This is a genomic window from Nocardiopsis sp. iso_237, assembly GCF_056173345.1.
This window is the reverse complement of sequence record NZ_CM149669.1, coordinates 3,971,733-3,991,747: the sequence shown is the minus strand read 5'-3', so window position 1 is coordinate 3,991,747 and position 20,015 is coordinate 3,971,733. Positions and strand designations below refer to the sequence as shown.

The window sequence follows — 20,015 nt, the reverse complement described above, 5'->3', positions numbered from 1 at the left end:
GCGGAGCCCGACATGTCGTCCCACACCCCCGAAGCCACCGGCGCCCCCGACCCGGAGCGCCAGGCCCGCACACTCGAGTCCGTCGCCCGAAGCCTGGCCGCGATCATGCCGGAGGACTGGCGGACCGCCACGTACGAGTTCTGGCAGGTGGGGGGATATCCCCACGAGGACGTGACCGCGACCTCCGCCGACGGCACGGTCCTGGAACTCCCCGCTCCCACCGAGGCAAGGGAGGGAGCCCTGGCCCTGAAGGACCTCCTCCACCAGGAGGGGAAGGGCACCTGGCTCTCCATGACCGTCTCGCTGGAGGCCCCGGGGAGGTTCCGGGCCGAGTACAACCACGACACCGAACTCGACATCCCCGCCGACGTCGCGCCCGTGGCCTACCTCCAGGAACTGCGCCGCTACCCGCGCGGTGAGGAGACGCTCCCGCGGTGGTGGGCCGCGCAGCTGGAGCGGACCCGGCCGGAGGAGCTCGACCGGCTGTACGCGGACTTCGGCACCGACCTCGTCGCCGCCTACGCGGAGGCGGGGCTGACAGGGCGGTACGCGCCGCCCACCAGCACGAGCCTGGACGTGCCCGGGATCGGCCCGCTCCAGGACAGCGACCTGCGCGAGACCTTCGAACGTGCGGCGGTCAGCTCCGCCGAGGCCCGGCCGCGGATCGCCGCCAGGGTCGTGGAGCACCTGGTGGACAGCGCCCGCGATCAGGGCTTCCTGGGTGCTCTGACCGCCGAGGGCGGCGTGGTGGTGGCCGCGCTCCGGGACGCCTTCCGGGAGGTCGGGGCGCAGGCCTCCTTCCAGGGACTGAACACCCTGGTCGTCCAGCTCCCCGACGGGCCGAGCATCAGCACCGACATCGGATCGTTCCGCTCCGGAGTGGAGGGTTCCACCCCCGAGCAGATCGACCAGCACGCCTCCGCGTTCGCCCGCGCCGCGGTCGAACAGTTCGCCCGGGCCGCACGGAACAACCAGGCGGTCAGCTCCCCGTCCTCGGGCCGACTGCGGGTTCGGCTCTACCACGCCACCGCCTTCCCCGAGGGGGTGCTGGAGCAGTTGGTGGCGCGGGAGATCGCGCCGGGTCTGTGGCAGACGGTGGTCATCGACAGTCCGGAGTCACTCCAGCCGCTGTCGCGCGTGACCCACGAGGAGTCCGGGCGCCACGAGGGAGAGGTCTTCACCGAGGCGGTCGCCAGTGCTCTGGAGGAGCCCGTGGAGGTGAGCGAACACGAGCTGAGCGGGGCGCGGATCGTGCACCTCGGCGCCCGGCACCCCTACGTGGCGGCCCAGGCGCACGCGTTGGACCGGTTCGTGGGTGAGGCGCCGCACGGCCTCCTGGTGGCGTTCCCCGTACCCGAGGTGATCCTCGCCCACCCGCTCGGCCAAGGGCACCCGATCGCGGGGATGGACCACCTGGGGCAGCTCGCCCAGCGGTTCGTCGACGACGCGGAGAAGCCGATCAGCCCGCAGCTGTACTGGTGGCACCCGGGGTCACGGGGCCGCGCACAGGGAGATCCGCTCGACCTGCGTCCGGTCGGGATGGACCTCGACCACGAGAGCAGGTCGGTGACCCTGCACACCTCCGACGAGGAGTTCGCGCCGCTCATCGACTCTCTGGTGCGTCAGGGCTGAGGTGGGGCCCGGCGGTCAGCGCTGGTCGCGCAGGCGCCGGGCCAGGTCGCCCGCCCGGGCGGCGGTGTCCGGGTCGGGGTGGTGACGGGCCAGCGCGTCCAGGACGGGGAGGGTGTCCGGGTGGGCTCGCAGCCGGACCGGATCGGGGTCCTCCAGCACGGTCCGCTCCACGTCCGGGGCGCCCCGTGCGGAAAGGAACTCCGGGAGGTCCGCGTTGTCGGGGGTCATCGCCGCCGCGATCACGTCGATCACCACCCACGGCCCGTGCTCACCCAGGAGCCGGTCGATACCGCGCTGGGTGAGCATCCCCGAGGAGAGCAGTACCACCGCCGCCATGCTCGCCACGGCGGGGCGCGGTGAGTACAGCAGGGAACGCAGCTCGGGCTCCAGGTCGGAACTGGTGGTGTTGAGGACCTGGGTGCCCACCCAGCGGCGCAGGGCCACACCGGGGCCGGAGACGACCTCGCTGATCTGCCGCAGCGCCTCGGCGGGGCCGCGCCGGTCCACCCACGGCCCCGCCTCGGCCAGCCGCTCCTCGACCGGCAGCACGGAGAGCGCGTCGAGGAAGCGCGCCGCGCCGGCCTCCGCGAGGGTGTCCACCAGCGGGGCGTGGATGCCCACCTCCAGCAGGAGCCGACGGACCCCGTAACGCCCCAGCGCGGTCAGTTCGACGGTGCAGTGACCGTGGCCGTCCGGCCCCGAGGCGTGGGTGGGGCGGTGGTCCAGGGCGACCGCCCCGGTGTCGGAGAGCTGCCACAGGACGTGCAACAACAGGTCGGTGGCTCTGGACGGGGGCGGCGCCGGGGACAGCAGCGCCTCGCGTGCCAGCGTGTCCAGGTCCGGGCGGGCGCCGTCCGGGGCCTCGTAGAGGTGGCGCAGCACTCCGGGGAGCAGGTCGGGGCCGGTGGTGCCGGGGACGGGCGGGTCCGTGGGCGCGAGGTCGCCCCGGGCGTGCTCGATGGTGTGCTCGAACTCCTGGAACCACCAGCCCAGGACCTGTTCGGGGTCGCGGACCCGGTGTTCGAGCCCCGGGGCGGGGCGGGCCCGCGCGTCGTCGATCTCCACCAGACCGAGGCGCAGGGCGGCGGACCAGGGGACGACGAAGTGGGCGACCTCGGCCACCGAGTGGAGGCCGCCCAGCCAGGTGGCGCGTTCGGTGACGAGGCTGGGGAGGTCGGGCGGCCAGAGCGCGAACCGGGTGATGGCGGTCCGGGCGTCGTCGATGCCGGGCACTCCGTGCCGTGTCACCGGGGTGCCCGGGGCGCTCCACCGGGCCAGGCTGAGGGCGTCGCACAGCAGTGGGGAGTCCAGCGCCAATCGGGCGAGTGCGTCGTAGGGGAGCAGTGACACGGGCCTTGCGGCGAGGGGTGGGTGCTCCGGGTTCGACGGGTCATGAGAGGGCATGTCCGCTCCCGGTTTCTCTTCGGGTGTTCGTCTGCGGACCTTGGTCCGGGGGGAGTGTTCCGCAGGTCTTCGTGAACCCCTCTTGTACCGCCCCGGCGAGGGGCGGCGGGGCGGTTTCGCGCAGATCGGTACGAACCCGGGAGCCGGTCGTCCACAGAACGGCGTTCGGGTCCGGTGTCGAGGACACGGGATGTCTAGGCTGGGGGGATGGACCGTCGCGCGGCGCTGGAGTCGCATGTCCGATCGATGACCGACGAACGGGTCGCGGACCTCCTCGCCACCCTGGCGGAGGGGGTGGTGCGGTACGCCCGGGCCACTCCGCAGACCCTCCTCCACCTGCTACCGATCCTGGCCTACCGCCCGCGGGCCTTCGAGCGGCTGACACTCGCCCACCACCAGGTGCTCTACGCGGCGGTCGGCGCGGTGGAGGACCGCGAACGCCTGGGCGCCTCCCCGGGAGGCGGGGGGTCGGCCCGGGAGAGTGTGCCGGGCCCGGTGGACCACGAGACGCTGCTGGCGAGGGTGGACGCCGACCGCCCCGGCCTGGCACGGGTCCGCGCGGAGGAGACCGTCACCGACCTCGTGGGCCTGGCGCTGCTGTGGCCGGACGGCCGGGGCGGCTACCACCTCCCCGACGACGCCTTCGAGCAGTTCGGCCTGCCGCGTGTGCCGCCCCCGGTCCGGGCCGGACTGGGCGAGCTCGACCTGGCCGGGGTCCGCCGGATCGCCCTGACCCTGGGCCTGGACCCCACCGAGGGCCGGGGCACCCTGACCGGCGGGATCGAGGCGGTCCTGGGCGCACCGGAACGCGTGCTGGAGCTCTGCCGCGCCGCGCGGCACGACGTCGCCCACCTTCTGCTCGGCCACGCCTTCCTCGGGACGGAGGCGCGGGCCTTCCTCACCAGGCCCGGGGGAGAGCCGCTCCACGTCCCGGCGGAGGGGACCGGCGACCCGGACCTGGACTGGATGTTCGAGCACGGTCTGCTGCTGCCCCCGGACCACCCCGGTGACGGGCTCGTGATGCCGAAGGAGGTGGCGGTGGCGGTCCGGGGCGCCCACCCCTGGCCGTTCGAGCCCGCGCCGCAGCCGGTGGTGGGGGTTCCGGTGGACCAGGTGACGCCCGGTGGCGCCACCGACGTGGCCGAGGGCGCACGACGCGCCCTCGCGACCCTGGCGGGAGCGGACGCGCGGCTCCTGGACGCGGTCACCGATCGCCCGCCCAGGCTGCGCGGGGACGGCCTGCTCATGAAGCAGGAGAGACGGCGCCTCACCCGGATCGCCGGAGGCGACGAGGACCTGGCCAGGCTCTGGTTGGAGTCCGGTGCGGTCCTGGGACTCCTCACCGTTCACCTGGGCCGGGTCGTGCCGTCCGATCAGGCGGGGGCCTGGCGGGGCCTCGACACGGAGACCCGACTCGCCGCGCTGGCGGAGGCCTGGGCGGGAACGGAGGACGCCGCGCTGTGGTGGCCGACGCCGGAGGGCGCGGCCCTCTCCCGGGTGCGGTCCGGTCGGGCCCGGACGCGCTGGGCCCTGGCCTGCGCGCTCAACGACCTCCCCTGGGGGACCAGCACCGGGGTGGTGGGCGAGCGGCTGCTGGCCGAACGGGCCGAGGGGCGGGAACCCCGTACGGGGGCGCGGTGGCTGGTCTCGGCGGTCACCTGGCACCAGCCGTCGGTGGAGGCCGCACCCGACACGGCGGGCCGGGTGCTGCGTGCGCTGCGTGAGGCGGAGGTGCTGGGGGCGGTCTTCGGCGGTGCGACCACCGAGGTGGGCCGGGCGCTGTCCCGGCACTGCCGGGGCCGGTGGGAGGCCTGGCCGCACGGGGGTCCGGGGACGGTGGCGGCGGTCCGCCAGGGGCTGGGGGGAGGTCCGTCAGGGTTCGGACCTGCGGATACGGGAGGGTGTGGTCTGGTCGGACCGGAGGAGAGGCGGCACCGGGAGTTGCGCGAGGCGGCCCGGGAGCTCTTCGGGGCGGGGTGGTACGGAAGGGACGCGGGCACGGAGGGAGCATGATCATCCTCACCGAGATCACGGGTGGTGACCGTGTGTGGAGTCCGGGCGCATCGGGTAGGGCGCGGCGGCCCCGGCGTGGGGTGGACGGGAGGTTGACGGTGCGTGAACGGGCCAACCACGGTGTTTTCCGAGTTCCCCCCGTTTCCTGTAGGGAATGGAGCGTTCCGGGCCGAAGATTACTGCCTGGTAACAGTGCTGGTCCAGCTGGTTGAGGGCTGTCTCGGAGCCTTCGTGACCGTGTGTAGGATTCCCTCTGCGTTCGCGTAATTCGGGTCACTTTCGTTCGCGATCCACCACCCAGCCACAGCCCCCGTGCGTCCGTGTGCCCTCTTACGGGTTCCGTGCGCTCTGAGGCACGTCTGTTGTGCCCCCGCACGCCCCACGGGACCGTACTGAGAGGTAGATATGTCCCCTAACACCGTAGGTCTGGCACTGCTCCTTCTGGGGGTGCTGCTTCTGCTCTCCAAGCTCGTCCGCGTCCGGTGGAAGCTGACCCAGAAGCTGTACCTGCCGAGCTCGATCATCGGCGGCGGTATCGCGCTGCTGCTCGGCCCCGACCTCTTCGGCCGGGCCATGGGGCTGCTGGCCGACCAGGGCATCGCCGTCGGGTTCGCGGAGCGCGCGGCCGAGGGCGGTCTCTTCGGCGTCGACATCATGTCCGTGTGGTCCTCGCTGCCCGGTCTCCTCATCTCGGTGGTCTTCGCCAGTCTCTTCCTGGGCAAACGCATGCCGAAGATGCGTGAGGCGATCGACCTGGCCGGACCGAACCTGTCCTTCGGCATCACCGTGGCCAGCGGTCAGTACGTCATCGGTCTGCTGCTCGCCCTGCTGGTCCTGGCTCCGTTCTTCGGCGTCCCGGTGATCTCGGGCGCGCTGATCGAGATCGGCTTCCTCGGCGGGCACGGCACCGCGGCGGGCCTGGGCGACACCTTCCAGCAGGTCGGCTGGGCCGAGGGCCAGGACCTGGCGCTGGGCATGGCCACCGTGGGACTGCTCTCCGGCGTCATCATCGGCATCATCCTGATCAACTGGGGTGCCCGCCGCGGCAAGACCAGCGTGATCAGCTCCGACAGCAAGGGGACCGACCGCGAGCAGGCCGGCCTGGTCGAGCGCGAGAAGCGCACCCCCGGTTCGATGATGACGGTCCACCCCTCGTCCATGGACCCGCTGACCCTGCACTTCGGCCTGGTGGCCCTCGCGGTGATCATCGGCCAGCTCATCCTGTCCGCCCTCCAGTGGGTCGAGCAGGCCGTGTGGGCCGACAGCATCGAGATCATGGCCTACGTGCCGCTGTTCCCGCTGGCGATGATCGGCGGCATCATCGTGCAGCTGTTCATCGACCGGTTCGACCGCAACGACATCGTCGACGAGCAGTCCGTGGAGCGCATCCAGGGCCTGTCGCTGGACGTGCTGGTCATCGCCGCCATGGCCACCCTGTCGCTCCAGGCCATCGCCGACAACATCGCCGCGTTCGCGATCCTGTCCGTCGCGGGTGTCCTCTGGTGCCTGTTCGCCTTCCTGTTCCTCGCGCCGAGGATCATGCCGAACTACTGGTTCGAGCGCGGCATCGGTGAGTTCGGCCAGTCCCTGGGCGTCACCGCCACCGGCATGGTGCTCATGCGCGTGGTCGACCCCGAGGCGAGGACGCCCGCCTACCCGGCGTTCGGTTACAAGCAGCTGGTGTTCGAGCCGTTCTTCGGCGGCGGTCTGGTCACCGCGGCCGCGATCCCGCTGATCGTCAGTCCGCTGGTGGGTCCCTGGGGATTCCTGGCCATCATGGCCGCGACGATGGTCGCCTCGCTCTTCTTCGGCCTGGTCGTCCTGCGGCGCAGGCGCCGCAAGGAGGAGCAGCGGGCGGAACAGGGCCAGGAGCGGGTCCCGGTCCCGTAGGACCGGATCAGGGTCCCTCGGTCCGGGGCGGGGCGTGGGCCGAGGCGGCCCGCGCCCTGGCCGCGATCGACGGGTCCGGGTGGTGCTGCCCCAGCAGCCGCAGGACCGAACGCGTGTCCGGGTGCTCGGGCCGCCAGAGCCGGGCGACGTCGTTGAGCAGGAAGCGGTCGATGCCCTCGGCCGCCTCGGAGACCAGGAACGACTTCAGTCCGGTCTCGCCCAGACAGGTGGCCGCCGCGAACATGTCGATGGCGGTCCAGTGGCCGAACTGGGCGGTCAGCCTCGCCCGCTCCGGCTCGGAGAGCATGCGTGAGGCGAGCAGGACCACCGAGGCCAGACCGGCCAGGGTCGGGTCGTCGCTGCGGAGCAGGGCGTACAGCTGGGGCTCCACCCGAGAGCTGATGGTGCCCAGCGCCATGGTGGCGTTCCACCGGCGCAGGGCCAGCCCGGGCCCGGAGGAGACGGCGACGATCTCCCGTAGCGCCTGTTCGGGGGAGCGGGCATCCAGCCACGCGGTGAGGGCGACGAGCTGGCCGTCGGGGGAGAAGTCGGCCAGGGCGTCCAGGAACTCGTCCGCGTCGAGCCGGATGAACTCCTCGGTCAGGGGAGCGGACTGCTCCTGGGCCAGGAGGATCTGTCGGATCCCGAACCGGCCGAGGTCGGTGAGCTGCACCCAGGACGGCGCCGCGCGGGGTGCGTGCGCTCCGGCGCCTTCGGAGCGGGGGACGTGCCATCCCAGGGAGATCGCTCCGGTGTCGCTGAGCCGCCACAGCGCCCGGGTCAGCCGGACCGTGTTCCAGGCGGGGCAGCGGGCCGGAAGGTAGTGGGCCTCACGGGCGGGCAGGAGCTCCTGGGTGACCAGGCGCAGGGGCACGCGCGCGCCGTTGGGGGACTCGTACAGGCGCGCCAGCGTGGTGTGGGGTTCGAGCCCGGCGATGCCGCGCAGGGCCTGTTCGACGCACGAGTGGAAGGCCAGGGTCCACCACCGCAGCACCCTGCCGGGGGAGGCGAGCCAGCGCTCCAGTTCCGGGGTGGGGCGGGCCTGGCCGGTCTCACACTCGATCATGCCCAGGTGCTGGGCGGTGCGCCAGGCCTCCAGGAACTCCTCGGCCTGGGTCGCTGAGGTGATCCCCTCGGCCCAGGCCGCGCGCCGCTCCGGGTCCCGGCCCAGGGCGCGCGGCCACAGCCCGAACCTCTCGACCGCCGCACGCACGTCGTCCGGGTCCGGCATGCCGTCCACGTCCACGGGGGTGACCGGCCCGCACCAGCGGGCGAGGTCGACGGCGGAGCGCAACAGGGGGCTGGACAGGGCTCTGTGGGCGAGCGCCTCGGTGGGGATGAGGGACACCGGACGGGCCGCGAACCGGCGCCGTGACGGCGCCTCCGGATGGTGGGATGACATCTGTGCCCCCGACTTCTCCTTGCTCTGAGTTTCTCTCACTTTTACAGCGGGAGCGGGGGCTGTGGAGTGGTTTCGAGGACATCGTGGGCAGAGCGCAGCCGAAAGGGGTTCCCGGGTGGGGGACAAACCGGGAAGGCTGGCAGAAAAACCCGGTCTCGGGTTCCGTTAACGACCTGTCCGAGATTGCACGCACTGGAATTCCGGAAACCACAGCGTGGATTCGTGGTTCAACGCAGGTGGGAGGCGCCGTTGACGTCCAGGACCGTCCCCGAGGACCAGACCGCCTCGGGTGAGGCCAGGTAGCGCACGGCCGAGGCGATCTCCTCCGGCGCGGCCACCCGGCCGAACGGGCTCTGCGCCCGGACCCCGTCCGTGAGGCGCGAGGAGACCCGTTCGGTCTCCACGAACCCGGGGGCCACCGAGGCCACCGTGATGCCGTGCGGTGCCAGGGCGACCGCGAGCGACTGGCCGAGCGCGTGCAGCGCGGCCTTGCTGGCGCCGTACGCGGGGTGGTCCGGCTCGCCCTTGAAAGCACCGCGTGAACCGACGTTGACGATGTGCCCGCCGTGGCCCCGGTCGATCATGTGCCGCGCGACCAGGAAGGAGAGGTCGGCGGCCCCGAACACGTTGACGTCCACGGTGGTGCGCCAGACCCGCCGCCACTCCTCGAAGGAGGTGTCCGCGACCGGGTGCGGGAGGTTGACGGCGGCGTTGTTGACCAGCACGTCCACACCGCCCAGGAGCTCGACCGCCTCCTCGACCAGTGCCGCCGCGGCCTCGGTGTCGCGCAGGTCGGCCCCGACCAGCACGTGCCCCTCCCCGGGCAGCCCCGCCAGGGTGGCCTCGGCCTCCTCGCGTCGCGACCCGTAGTGCACAGCGACCCTGTCACCGCCCTCAGCGAAGGCGGTCGCCACCGCCCTCCCGATCCCCCTGGCGGCACCGGTGACCAGCACGTTGCGACTCATGAGGTGACCCTTCGACGGCGGTACGGCGTCCCGAGGCTACCGTTCCGGCACCCAGGACCTCCCACCCGCCCCGCCTCGGGGACCCGTCCCGCAGAACCAGACGCCCACCGGCCGCTTCTCAGCGTCGACGGGTGCGGGCGGAGTCCGTGCCCGGTGAGGAAGGGTGGCGTACCGAGGTGGAGGAGCGGTGGAACGTGACGACCGGACTGGGTGACGGGGACGCCCCGCGTGTACGGCTCGACGAGGGCCGGGGGAGTGGGGTCCCGTCCGCGGTGACGACCGCGGTGGCACGGGCCCGGCCCGTGGCCGGCCGTCCGGACGTGTTCGCCCTGGAGCCCGGACTGCCGGGCACGACGGTGTCCGCGCTGGTCTCGGGCGGGCTGGCCGGGTACGACAAGGGAACCTCGGGATGGTGCCTCACCCTGGCCGGAACGCACCTGCGTTCGGCCCTGGTCCCGGACGTACCCGGGCACCACGTCGACCCCCGGGGTGTCAGTGTCCACCCGGAGCTCAGCCGGGACGATCGCGACCGTCTGGTGGCGGCCCTGGCTCGGGAGAGCGGTGGGGAGGGAGCCGACCACGGCGTCGCGGCACGCGATCCGGATCCGCGCTCCGGCGTCGAGTCCACCGGAGCCCTGGTGATCCTGCTGGTCGCGCTGATGGGCGTACTGTCCTTGACACTGCTGTTCGCCCCGGAGGTGTTCGGCCCCCTGTCGGTGGCCGCCGGTCTCGCGGGGGCGGGCGCCGTCCACGCCCACCTGCGCGGGCGCGCCTCCCGGGCCCGGGAGGAGGCGGAGAGGGCGCCTGACGCGGTCGAGGAGCTCCAGGGGCGTTTCGTCACCGGCGACATGTTGGACGCCCCGGCCCGCTGGATGCTCGGCCGGGCCCAGCGGGCGGTGGACGCCGTCCTCGACTCGGCGCCGCACCAGCGTGGTCTGTTGTTGGACGAGGTGCGCAACCGTGTCGTGCTCGCCGACGTGGAGTGGGGCGTCGCTCAGAGTCTGCTCCGGCAGTCCCGCACCCGCCAACGGATCGATACCACGCCCGTGACCGGTCAACGCAGCGGGGAGGCGGCCCGTCGGGCGCGTGCCGCGCTCCAGACGGACGTCACCGACGTGGAACGACGGGTCCGCACCCTGGAGGACTACGCCAGCCGGGTCCACGCGGCCGAACTGGAGGAGCAGGACCGCCGCAGCGCGGCCGAGCTCGACGCGATCGCTGACAGCACCGTCGAGGCCGGGGCGGCCCATCCGCACCAGGAGGAGTCCCTCTCCCATCTGGTCCGAGCCCAGGCCCTGGCCCTGCGCCTGGCCGCCCTCAGCGACGACACCGACCACTCCGCACCTCACCACCCCTGACCTTCGCGCCGGGCGAGTGCCCCGGGGGCCGTCAGCAGGACCAGACGCTCCCCGAACGCTTCGGTCGCTGGTCAGGGGCCCGCTCCGACCGTGCTGAACCGGGCGCGGCGGGCGGCCCTCGCGGCGTCCGGGCCCAGGGCCCCGAGGGCGATGGCGGTCAGCACGCCGTCGGTCGCCGGATGGCCCGAGCGCCACATCAGCCGTGTGACCGTCTCCGGGTCGCGCCAGACCGGGGCGTCGGCGGGCAGCGGCGCGCCCAGCTCCACCCGCAGTGCGTAGGTGTCCAGCAGGACCACCACCAGCTGCTCCAACCGCACCCGGCCGGGCTCGTTGCGGGCGTGCGCGACCCACCCTCCCAGCACGGGGTGTTCGCGGTAGCCCTCGAACACCCCGCGCAGTTCCTCCTCCATCCCGTCGAAGAGCCGGAAGACGTCCAGTCGCTGGCGCCAGGAACCGAGCTCGGCGCAGACCTCCAGGAGTGCGCGGGCGCCGCTCCGTGGCCCGCGCTCGGCCAGCCAGGCACGCCCCAGGACCTCGGCGTCCACCGGTCGGCCCTCCCAGAGCTGGAGCAGCAGCTCCCGGGCGTCCATGGACGTGGTCGGCGGGTAGCCGGGCAGGGTGATCCCCCAGCGGCGCCACCGATGGACCATGGCCTGGTCCCCCAGGGGGCTGATCCTCAGCCCGCCGTCGCCCGGCGCCTCGACCGCGCCGACACGGACCAGGGCGCCCACCGCCGCGGCGACCCTTTCCTCGAGGGTCGGCGGCCGCGCCCCGGACGGTGCCGCGTCCCTCGGCCCCGGGACGGAGTGCCCCGGGGCGGGCCACGGGGCGAGCGCCTCCACCAGGTCGGAGACGGTCCACACCCCTCCGGAGGTGAACAGCTCCCCGAGTGTCCGGGAACCGAGCCCGCCGTGCTCCGCCAGCATCGCGGGCAGGGCCCGGACCCAGGCGAGGACGACCCGGGTGTCGTCGTCCCAGTCCCGCGTGCCCCCGCCGGGGCGGACCTCGGTGTAGGTGGTCCGCAGGAACCCGGCGCGCAGGGCGACCTCGAACAGCCGGGCCACGTCCGACCGGGCCAGCCCCAGGTGCGCCGAGGCCTCGGCCACGGTGTGGTCGGTGAGCGCCTCCTCCTCCGTGGCGGTGCTGAGGGGCAGGCCCTCGTCCGCCCACGCGGCCAGGCGCAGCGCCCGTTCCAGGTCGGGGCAGGCCCGGGCGGCGGGGGCCGAGAGCGCGGCCGGGGCGAGGTGCACCCGGGGGAGGTCCTCGGGCTCCCAGAGACGCCCCCACCACGGTGCGCCGTCCTCGGTCACCGACCAGGGGGCCTGGTCCCGGGGGAGGGGCTGGACGTCCTCGACCGCCGCGCGCAGGGCGCGGGGGCTCTCCTCCGGGCCCAGCAGGTTCCGCTCCACGAGATGGTCACACCAGGTGAGCCAGGTGGCGCGGAAGTCCTCGGGCAGGGCTCCGCCGGCGGACAGGGTGAGCATGACCCGGGTGACGTCGTCGCGGTCCCAGTCCCCCGGGTCGGATCGGACATGGCCGTGGACGGTGAGGAGCCGGGTGAGGAAACACGGGTCGACACGACGGGACCCGCGGGCCCAGTCGAGACAGGAACGGACGGCGGCGTCGACGGAGGGGAAAACGGTCATGGCGTCCTCGCTTCTCTCCCGGGGGCGGGGTGGCCGCGCCCCCGCACCACCGAAGGTGACGCGGCCACGTGTCCATCATCGGAGAATCCGGGGTTCTTCGCTGAGGGCCTGTGGACAACCGCGGACGAACGTCGGGAAACCCGTGGGAACGGTCTCGTCGTGCTGGTTGAATGCGCGCATGCTGATCCGAACCGCGCTGCCCTCCGAACGGGAGGCCGTCGGCGCCCTCCGTGTCCTGGCCTACGACCACGAGGGGCTCCTGGCCGCGAGTCCCGTGTACGCCCGCACCCTGCGGGAACTGGGATGGGAGGACGGGGACGAGGTCCTGGTGGCCGAGGCGGAGGGCCGCGTGGTGGGCACGGTCGTGTTCGTCCCCTGGGGGCCGCGCTGTGAGATCGCCCGGGGTCCCGACGAGGCCGAGGTCCGCGCCCTCGCGGTGGACCCCTCCGCGCGGCGGATCGGGGTGGGCGCCGCCCTCGTACGCGCGCTCGTGGACCGGGCGCGCGCGGAGGGGGTGTCCCGTCTGGTGCTCTGCACCCGGACGGTGATGACCGGGGCACAGCGCCTGTACGCGTCCCACGGCTTCGTCCGCCTGCCCGAACGCGACTGGACCCCCGTCCCGGGAGTCGACCTCCTCGCCTACGACCTGGTGGTCAAGGACTGACGCCGCTCCCTACCGCGCCAGGGCGGCGGCGTCCCCCAGAGGGCAGGCCCCGAGGTGGGCCAGCACGGTCTCGGCCGAGGGGTCGGCGGACACGGCGAGGACGAAGGACTCGGGGTCGTCGTCGACCGCGGGCAGACCGGCGTCCACCAGGTCACGAGCGGCCTCCTTCGGCGGCCGGTCCGCGAGCCAGCGGTCCAGCAGGACCTCCACGTCCACCGGCCGGACCCCCGCCAACAGCTCCAGGAGCCCCGTCGCGTCCAGCTCGCCCACGGGCGGTACGACCGGCACCCGTACGCCGGACTCGCCCAGGTGCCGGGCCGCGCAGTGGTCGCCCAGCCCGGAGGTCCGGTAGCGCTCCGGACCGACCCTCTCCACGGCGCCGAGGTCGGCCAGGACCCCGAGCGCCCGCCGGACGTACTGTTCGGGCTCCTCAGAGCCGGGCAGGGCACCGGGACCGCAGGAGTCGACCAGCTCGGCGGGGGCGCGCGCCCTCCCGGACAGGAAGAGTTCGGCCAGCAGCAGGAACGGAGCGGGACCGGGGAGCGCGGCCATGGTGGTCAGGGCGTCCGCCCACGCGTCGGCGGCCGCGCCGGGCCGCTCCTCGGCCCAGGCGGTCGCCGCCGGGCCGGGCAGGACGTGCAGGTAGGTCGTGCGCACCAGCGCCGCCGAGCGCGCCACCGAGAACAGGAACCGCACCTCGGCCGGAGTGCTGTCCAGGTCACGGGCGGCCCGGGCGGTCTCCTGCGCGCAGAGGTCGTCGTGGTCCGTGCCGGGGCGCAGCAGTCTCCTCGGCGCCACCCAGGCGGCCAGCAGGGCCGCCCGGTGCAGGGTCGGACAGGCGGAGGCCCGTGCGTCCAGCCCGGCCCGGGACCCCGGCACGTAGGGCAGCAGCGGTGCCGGTTCGGCGCCCTCCACACAACCCAGCCGGGCCAGCAGCGGGGTGGCGGCGTCGTCCACGGGGTCGTGCCCGGAGATCCGGGTGGGGCCCGGGGTCAGCCCGATCCGCTCGATCGCGGCGCGCAGGCGGCGCGGACTCTCCGCCGACGTCAGCCCTCCGGAGGAGACCAGGTGGTCGCACCAGGCCAACCAGCTGTCCCGGAGGCTGTCCGGCAGGGTGCTCCGGTCGCACAGGAGGGTGGCGACGTCGTGGACGTCGTCGACGGTCCAGTCGCCGGGCTCGTGCGCCCCTGCGTCGCGGTGGACGCTGAGGAGGAGGACCAGGTCCTTCTCCTCCAGCGAGGGCGGGGGATCGGCTGCGCTGGCCCAGTCGAGGCAGGCGGAGACGGCGGTCAGGAGTCTCTCAGTCATGAGGTGGTCACCGAACGTTATGCGGATGGCCGAACTGCATCAGGGTAACCCCCGGCAGGTGCTCCCGCATGGGAAAACGTCGAAAACGAGCCCGTTCGCCGCCGTGTCCGAGTGCCAAATGGAGGCGTTTTTCCCTGGGGTTGCTGGGGGAGTGGTGAAGCGGGGGGAGAAACGGCGGGTAAAAGCGGCGGAATCATAACGGGTGCTCGTATCGGCGGGTTTCACCGTGCTCTCTCCGCTAATGGCCAATCACCGTTTCGATGGCCGGAATCGGTCACTTTCTCAGTGCCTGCGGTGTTTGGGGGCCGTGGGTCGGGAAGAATCGCCGGAGGCGGCGGGAGGGAGTCTGCCCCGGGCGAGCGAGGTCCGGGCCAGGGCGCCCGTACCGCGGGGTGGGGGTGGACTGTCCGCACGCGAGGTTTGTGGATACCCACGGGGAGTACACAGAACGACAAATGCGATAATCCAACTGGGTTACGCACTTTCCGTCATCCCAGGAGGTCGCCCGCGTGGCACGGAGTACCGACCCGGAAAGACGCCCTGAATGGCCCGATGGCATGGATGTCGACGAGCTCCTCGGTCAGGGGTGGCGGCCCACGCCCTTTCGCGAGTTCATCCTCAAGATCCACAGCCGCTGCAATCTGGCCTGCGACTACTGCTACATGTACGAGATGGCCGACCAGAGCTGGCGGTCACAACCCCGCCGCATGGCCCGGCCCACCGTGGACCGGGTCGCCGAACGCATCGCGGAGCACGCCCGCGCCCACGGACGCGAACGGGTGGACGTCGTCCTCCACGGCGGCGAACCGCTCCTGGTCGGCCTCGACCACCTGAGGCACACCGTCCAGTCCCTGCGCAAGGCCTGCGAGCCCGACGTCCACGTGGCGCTGCGCATGCAGACCAACGGCGTGCTGATCGACTCCCACTTCCTCGACCTGTTCGAGGAACTCGGCATCCGGGTGGGGGTGAGCATCGACGGAGCCGAGGCCGACCACGACCGCCACCGCACCCGCGCCAACGGGCGGGGCACCCACGCCGAGGTGCGCGCGGGCATCGAACGGCTCAACGACCGCGACGGCCGCCTGCTGGCGGGGCTGCTCACCACCATCGACCTGGAGTCGGACCCGGTCGCGACCTTCGAGCACCTGCTGGAGTACGACCCGCCGAGCGTCGACTTCCTCCTGCCGCACGGCAACTGGGACGAGCCGCCGCCCGGCTGGTCGCCCACCGAACCGCGCTACGGCGCCTGGCTCGTGTCCGTGTTCGACCGCTGGTACCACTCGTCCGAGCGCGAGACCAACATCCGCATGTTCAACGAGATCATCCGACTCGTCCTGGGCAGCCCCTCGCGCACGGAGAGCGTCGGACTCTCCCCCGCCGCACTCGTGGTGGTGGAGACCGACGGCAGCGTCGAACAGGTCGACAGCCTCAAGTCCGCCTTCGAGGGCGCCGCGAGCACACCCCTGCACACCTTCACCCACAGCTTCGACGACGCCCTCTACCTGCCCGCCGTGGCCGCCCGCCAGATCGGGGCCCGCGCGCTCAGCGCCACGTGCGCCGACTGCCCGCTGTCCCGGGTCTGCGGCGGCGGCCTCTACCCGCACCGCTACCGCGAGGGCAGCGGCTTCCTCAACCCGTCCGTGTACTGCGCGGACCTGTTCCACCTGATCACCCACATCCACCAGACCGTGGCCGCGGACGTGGCCCGCATCAGGAAAGGGCTCTGAATGTCAGATCCGGTTCCGGAACCGGTGTTCGAGGCGCTGGCCCGCGGCGGCGGAGGAGACGGGGCCACGGCCCACCTGCGCGCCGCCCAGTTCGGCAAGCACCTCCTGCTGTTGCGCCGCGTCGTGGACGCGGCGCGGGCGGCGCGGCACCCCGACGCCGACCGCGCCCGGGACGCCTACGACCTGCTGGCGCGCGCCCAGGAGCACGCGCCCGAGCGGGTCGCGACGGTCCTGCGCCACCCCACCGTGGGGGTGTGGGCGCGGCGGACGGTGCTGGCCCTGGCCGGACACCGGCCCGAACGGCCCCGGGTGACCGGACTGGCGTCGGTCGCGGCCGTCGCCGCCCTGCGCGGCCGGATCGACGGCCGCCTGGAGGTGCCCCTGGACGGCCCCACCGCCCCGCTGCCGTCACTGGGCCGGGCCGTCGTCGACACCGGCGGCGGACGGGCCCTGTTCGAGACCACCGGAGGCCGGGCCTCGCTGCGCACCGGACACGGGCCGGAGGTGGTCGTCCCCGAGGACCCCTACGAGGACGCGCCCGGCTGGCACGCCCTGCGCCGACTGTCCGCCGAGCACCGGGGCCGACGCCTCACGCTGCTCCTGGACGACCTGGACCCCGACCGCCTGCCCGGAGCCGACCTCGTCGCCCACCGGATCGGCGCCGCCGAACTCGCCCACTGGCGCCGCACCCTGGAGGGGGCCTGGCGGCTGCTGGTCGACGACCACTGGACGGTGGCCGCCGAGACCGCCGACACCGTGCTCACCCTGACCCCCATCACCTCACCGGGCGGGCGTGCCCACACCAGCGCCACCGCCCGGCACGCCTACGGCAACCTCGGGCTGTCCACCCCGCCCGGACCGACCCTGCTGGCCCTCACCTTCGCCCACGAGGTGCAGCACGCCAAGCTCACCGCCCTGCTCGACCTGGTGGACCTCACCCTGCCCGAGGACGGCAGCCGCTACTACGCGCCCTGGCGTCCCGACCCCCGTCCCGCCTCGGGGCTGTTCCAGGGGGTGTACGCCCACCTGGGAGTGGCCGGGTTCTGGCGCAGGCACCGGCACACCGTCACCGGGCGGGAGGCCGCCCGGGCCCACGCGGACTTCGCGCACTGGCGGCGCTCCACGGCGGACGCCGCCGGCGCCCTGGCCGACTCGGGCAGGCTCACCGCGGAGGGCAAGCGGTTCCTGGCCGCCACCGACCGCACCCTGCGGGCGTGGCTGGCCGAACCGGTCCCCGCCCCGGCGGAGGAGGCCGCCGAGGCCGCCGCCCGCACCCACCGGGAGCGCTGGTACGCACGCCACGGTTGAGCCGGGCGGCGGCCCGGGCACGGACACCGACCCGCCCACGGGGGGTCAGAGCAGCGGGGGGTCGAAGTCCGCGACCAGTCGGCGGCCCTCGCCAGCGGCACCGGTGTAGGAGTGCTCACGGCCGAGGGAGCGCAGGTAACCGGTGAAGGTGTGCTCGGCCAGCTCGTCGGCGTCCTCCGTCTCGTGCTCGGCGCGCAGGTCCAGCACCAGGTTGGAGGCGCAGGCCAGCGTGCTCGGGTGCTCCTCGCCCAGCAGGGCCCGGTAGCGGCGCAGCGTGCCCCGCCCCAGCCGCGTGGCATTCTTGGCCTCGCCCAGCGCGGCCAGGTCGCTGGCCAGGTTGGTCGCGGCCGCCAGGGTGTAGTGGTGGTTGCGGCCGAGCCTGGCCTCCAGCGCGTTGAGCGCCGACTCGTTCATCGAACGCGAGCGCGCCGGGTCGCCCATCAGCCGGTACAGCAGCGCCACGTTGCTCGTGCAGCCGTGCTTGTACGGGTGGTCGGCCCCGTAGGCCTGGGCGTAGCGCATGTCGGTGTCCTCGGCCAGTTCCAGGGCCCCGGCCAGCTCGCCGGTCATCCGCCACAGGTTGGCCAGGCACATCGCCGCGGCCAGGGTGTCCGGGTGGTTGATCCCGCGCAGGCGCAGATAGCGCGAGTGCGCGTCCTGGCCGAGTTCGAGTGCCTCGTCCAGCTCACCCGAGAGCCGCCGGGCGATCGCCAGGTCCACCTGGGCGCGCAGGGTGCGGGGGTCCTCCACACCCAGCTGCTCCCGGCCGTAGGCGAGTGCGTCCTCACCCAGGTCGCAGGCCTCGGTGTAGTCACCGGACAGCCGCACCACCTGGGCCAGCCCGGACCAGAACGCCAGCAGCGTCGGTGAGCCCCCTGCCGGTCCGCTGCGCTTGAACAGCATGTAGGCGCGCTCGTGCTTGCTCTGCGCACCAGCGAAGTCACTGGTGAGGGCGTGGTCCAGGGCCAGGTTGTACAGGGCGCGCAGAGTGGCGGTGTTGTTGGGGCCGAAGGCCTCCTGGTACTGGCGCAGCACCTCCTCGTCGTGCTCGCGGGCCTGCCAGAAGTCGCCGCGGGCACGGTAGTCCGCGCCCAGGCCGGAGAGCACGGAGAGGGTCTCCGGGTGGGCGTGGCCCAGCGTGCGGCGCATCTTCGGGAGGATCGCCAGGTTGAGGTCGTGCGAGGCGATGTACCTGCCCAGGTCCCGGAGCCGGTTGGCGTACTTGGCCTGGGCCTCCAGGACGAAGGAGTCCTCCTCGCCGGAGTCGGCCGTCCACTTCTCGATGAAGTTCCGGGCGTACCGGCTGGCGGTCTCGTAGTTGCCGGAGACGTAGAGGAAGTTCAGCATGTTCAGCGCGAAGCGCCGCACCTCGGGCCGGTCCGACTCCGCGACCCCGGCCGGGCGCATGTGGGAGAGCAGTTCGAGGTAGCGCGCCTGGGCCGACGCGTCCGTGAAGCTGTTCGGCGCCGCCGCGCTCAGGAGGGACCACACCTCGACCCGGATCGACTCCTGGGTGGCCTCGTCCAGCTCCTCGCGCAGCAGCGCCTGGATCAGCCGGTGCACCTGGATGGTGCGGTTGGCCTGGTCGAGCCGGACCAGGGCGTAGCGGCCCAGCTGTCCGATGGCCTTGCTCAACCGGATCGGGTCGGCCATCAGCTCCGCCATCTCGGGGCGGATCGGGCCCTCGTCCACCGGGAAGAAGAGGTCGCGGGGGATGGGCTCCGGGCCGAAGAAGGCGCAGCAGCGCAGCAGCTCCATCGCCTCGGGCAGGTTCTCCTTGAGCTTCTCCACGGACAGCTGCCACGCGGCGGTCATCGGCTTGGGGTACTCCGGCGGCTTGCCCTCGCGCAGCAGCGGGCCGGTGCGCTCGGACAGCAGGCGCAGGTACTCCTGGGTGGACATGCCGGTCTCGGACTGGAGGGCTCCGGCCTGCTCCAGCGCCAGGGGGAGGTACCCCAGGGCCTCGGACAGCTCGACGGCCTCCTCGGTGGTGATCCCGCGCGGGATGCGCTTCTTGAGGAACTCCACGCTCTCGTGCTCGCTGAACACGTTGACCGGCACCGTCTCCGCGACGCCCTCCCACCGGTGGTTGCGGGTGGTGATCAGGACGTGCCCGGGCCCCTGCGGGATGACCTCGGTGAGCTCCTCCGGCTCGTCGGCGTTGTCGAAGATGAGCAGCCAGCGCGCGTACGGCTCGCCCTTGCGCAGGGCCTCCAGCACCGCGTCGGCGGCGTCCTCGACGCCGGTCACCCCCGGTCCGGGCAGGCCCAGGTGCGGTGCGAGGTGGGCCAGCGCGGAGTCCACAAGGCCGGGCTGGTCGGCCATGACCCACCAGACCAGGTCGTACTCGCTCCGGTACCGGTGGGCGTACTCCACGGCCATGAGGGTCTTGCCGACCCCGCCGTACCCCTGGAGCGTGTGGGGGACCACCGGGTCCGAGGGGTGGGGGACCACGGCGGTGACCTGGTTGAGCAGTCCGGCACGGAGCGCGCTGATCTGTTCGTCGCGGCCGGTGAAGTTCTTGTGACGCGGCGGAACGCGCCCCCACACTTCCGGGAATCTGTTTCCGCCGTGCCCTTCCGGGAAACGGTTCTTGTTCTGGCCCTGGGGGGTCCCTTTGGAAGCGGTCACGCGTTGTCCTCCGGTTTCACATAGGCCCCACCAGGAATTCTTTTCCCCATCAACGTGAGAAGCCCCG

At 73.1% G+C, this 20,015-nt stretch carries 13 protein-coding genes; 7 read left to right on the top strand and 6 right to left on the bottom strand.

Features of this window, described 5'->3' with window-relative positions; translation table 11 throughout:
• Nucleotides 1–12 precede the first annotated feature (12 nt).
• A complete protein-coding gene (locus tag AC0VYM_RS18285; protein ID WP_475453762.1) occupies nt 13–1,632 on the top strand; it encodes a hypothetical protein in 1,620 nt (539 codons plus the stop codon).
• 15 nt (nt 1,633–1,647) lie between these two features.
• On the opposite strand, the gene AC0VYM_RS18280 is transcribed toward AC0VYM_RS18285, so the two are convergent.
• Entirely contained in the window at nt 1,648–2,982 is a 1,335-nt protein-coding gene (locus AC0VYM_RS18280; protein WP_475453759.1) for a hypothetical protein, read from the bottom strand.
• 261 nt (nt 2,983–3,243) lie between these two features.
• Between AC0VYM_RS18280 and AC0VYM_RS18275 the strand changes: the two genes are divergently transcribed.
• On the top strand, nt 3,244–5,049 hold the full coding sequence (locus AC0VYM_RS18275; RefSeq protein ID WP_475453757.1) for a hypothetical protein: 1,806 nt from the start codon (nt 3,244–3,246) through the stop codon (nt 5,047–5,049).
• A 405-nt stretch (nt 5,050–5,454) separates the two neighbouring features.
• Nucleotides 5,455–6,939, top strand: a complete 1,485-nt coding sequence (locus AC0VYM_RS18270) for a sodium/glutamate symporter (RefSeq protein ID WP_475453754.1) — start codon at nt 5,455–5,457, stop codon at nt 6,937–6,939.
• A gap of 7 nt (nt 6,940–6,946) precedes the next feature.
• On the opposite strand, the gene AC0VYM_RS18265 is transcribed toward AC0VYM_RS18270, so the two are convergent.
• Together AC0VYM_RS18265 and AC0VYM_RS18260 are read right to left on the bottom strand one after the other, a co-directional pair.
• Nucleotides 6,947–8,341 (bottom strand): hypothetical protein, encoded by a 1,395-nt coding sequence (locus AC0VYM_RS18265; RefSeq protein WP_475453751.1) that lies wholly within the window; start codon nt 8,339–8,341, stop codon nt 6,947–6,949.
• Between the two features lie 227 nt (nt 8,342–8,568).
• The gene (locus tag AC0VYM_RS18260) at nt 8,569–9,306 is read right to left on the bottom strand and encodes an SDR family NAD(P)-dependent oxidoreductase (RefSeq protein ID WP_475453748.1); all 738 of its coding nucleotides are present in this window, start codon (nt 9,304–9,306) and stop codon (nt 8,569–8,571) included.
• 194 nt (nt 9,307–9,500) lie between these two features.
• Here AC0VYM_RS18260 and AC0VYM_RS18255 point away from each other — a divergent pair, with 194 nt between their 5' ends.
• Nucleotides 9,501–10,664 carry a hypothetical protein gene (locus AC0VYM_RS18255; RefSeq protein ID WP_475453746.1) on the top strand — a complete coding sequence of 388 codons (1,164 nt, stop codon included), beginning with the start codon at nt 9,501–9,503 and terminating at the stop codon, nt 10,662–10,664.
• A 71-nt stretch (nt 10,665–10,735) separates the two neighbouring features.
• Here the strand turns inward: AC0VYM_RS18255 and AC0VYM_RS18250 are convergent, their stop codons facing one another.
• Nucleotides 10,736–12,310 (bottom strand): hypothetical protein, encoded by a 1,575-nt coding sequence (locus AC0VYM_RS18250; protein WP_475453743.1) that lies wholly within the window; start codon nt 12,308–12,310, stop codon nt 10,736–10,738.
• Nucleotides 12,311–12,488: 178 nt separating this feature from the next.
• On the opposite strand from AC0VYM_RS18250, the gene AC0VYM_RS18245 reads away from it, so the two are divergent.
• On the top strand, nt 12,489–12,974 hold the full coding sequence (locus AC0VYM_RS18245) for a GNAT family N-acetyltransferase (protein ID WP_475453740.1): 486 nt from the start codon (nt 12,489–12,491) through the stop codon (nt 12,972–12,974).
• A 9-nt stretch (nt 12,975–12,983) separates the two neighbouring features.
• Here AC0VYM_RS18245 and AC0VYM_RS18240 read toward each other — a convergent pair whose 3' ends face one another.
• Nucleotides 12,984–14,282 carry a hypothetical protein gene (locus AC0VYM_RS18240; protein ID WP_475453738.1) on the bottom strand — a complete coding sequence of 433 codons (1,299 nt, stop codon included), beginning with the start codon at nt 14,280–14,282 and terminating at the stop codon, nt 12,984–12,986.
• A gap of 557 nt (nt 14,283–14,839) precedes the next feature.
• Between AC0VYM_RS18240 and AC0VYM_RS18235 the strand changes: the two genes are divergently transcribed.
• Together AC0VYM_RS18235 and AC0VYM_RS18230 are read left to right on the top strand one after the other, a co-directional pair.
• Nucleotides 14,840–16,009 carry an FxsB family cyclophane-forming radical SAM/SPASM peptide maturase gene (locus AC0VYM_RS18235; protein WP_475453736.1) on the top strand — a complete coding sequence of 390 codons (1,170 nt, stop codon included), beginning with the start codon at nt 14,840–14,842 and terminating at the stop codon, nt 16,007–16,009.
• The gene (locus AC0VYM_RS18230) at nt 16,010–17,317 is read left to right on the top strand and encodes an HEXXH motif domain-containing protein (RefSeq protein ID WP_475453734.1); all 1,308 of its coding nucleotides are present in this window, start codon (nt 16,010–16,012) and stop codon (nt 17,315–17,317) included.
• 45 nt (nt 17,318–17,362) lie between these two features.
• On the opposite strand, the gene fxsT is transcribed toward AC0VYM_RS18230, so the two are convergent.
• A complete protein-coding gene (gene fxsT / locus AC0VYM_RS18225; protein ID WP_475453732.1) occupies nt 17,363–19,948 on the bottom strand; it encodes an FxSxx-COOH system tetratricopeptide repeat protein in 2,586 nt (861 codons plus the stop codon).
• Nucleotides 19,949–20,015 lie beyond the last annotated feature (67 nt).

What these genes read in the sequence shown, in the direction of transcription:
- AC0VYM_RS18285 (WP_475453762.1), top strand. Translation starts at nt 13, where the DNA reads ATGTCGTCCCACACCCCCGAAGCCACCGGCGCCCCCGACCCGGAGCGC.
- AC0VYM_RS18275 (WP_475453757.1), top strand. Translation starts at nt 3,244, where the DNA reads ATGGACCGTCGCGCGGCGCTGGAGTCGCATGTCCGATCGATGACCGAC.
- AC0VYM_RS18270 (WP_475453754.1), top strand. Translation starts at nt 5,455, where the DNA reads ATGTCCCCTAACACCGTAGGTCTGGCACTGCTCCTTCTGGGGGTGCTG.
- AC0VYM_RS18265 (WP_475453751.1), bottom strand. Translation starts at nt 8,341, where the DNA reads ATGTCATCCCACCATCCGGAGGCGCCGTCACGGCGCCGGTTCGCGGCC.
- AC0VYM_RS18260 (WP_475453748.1), bottom strand. Translation starts at nt 9,306, where the DNA reads ATGAGTCGCAACGTGCTGGTCACCGGTGCCGCCAGGGGGATCGGGAGG.
- AC0VYM_RS18250 (WP_475453743.1), bottom strand. Translation starts at nt 12,310, where the DNA reads ATGACCGTTTTCCCCTCCGTCGACGCCGCCGTCCGTTCCTGTCTCGAC.
- AC0VYM_RS18245 (WP_475453740.1), top strand. Translation starts at nt 12,489, where the DNA reads ATGCTGATCCGAACCGCGCTGCCCTCCGAACGGGAGGCCGTCGGCGCC.
- AC0VYM_RS18240 (WP_475453738.1), bottom strand. Translation starts at nt 14,282, where the DNA reads ATGACTGAGAGACTCCTGACCGCCGTCTCCGCCTGCCTCGACTGGGCC.
- AC0VYM_RS18235 (WP_475453736.1), top strand. Translation starts at nt 14,840, where the DNA reads ATGGATGTCGACGAGCTCCTCGGTCAGGGGTGGCGGCCCACGCCCTTT.
- AC0VYM_RS18230 (WP_475453734.1), top strand. Translation starts at nt 16,010, where the DNA reads ATGTCAGATCCGGTTCCGGAACCGGTGTTCGAGGCGCTGGCCCGCGGC.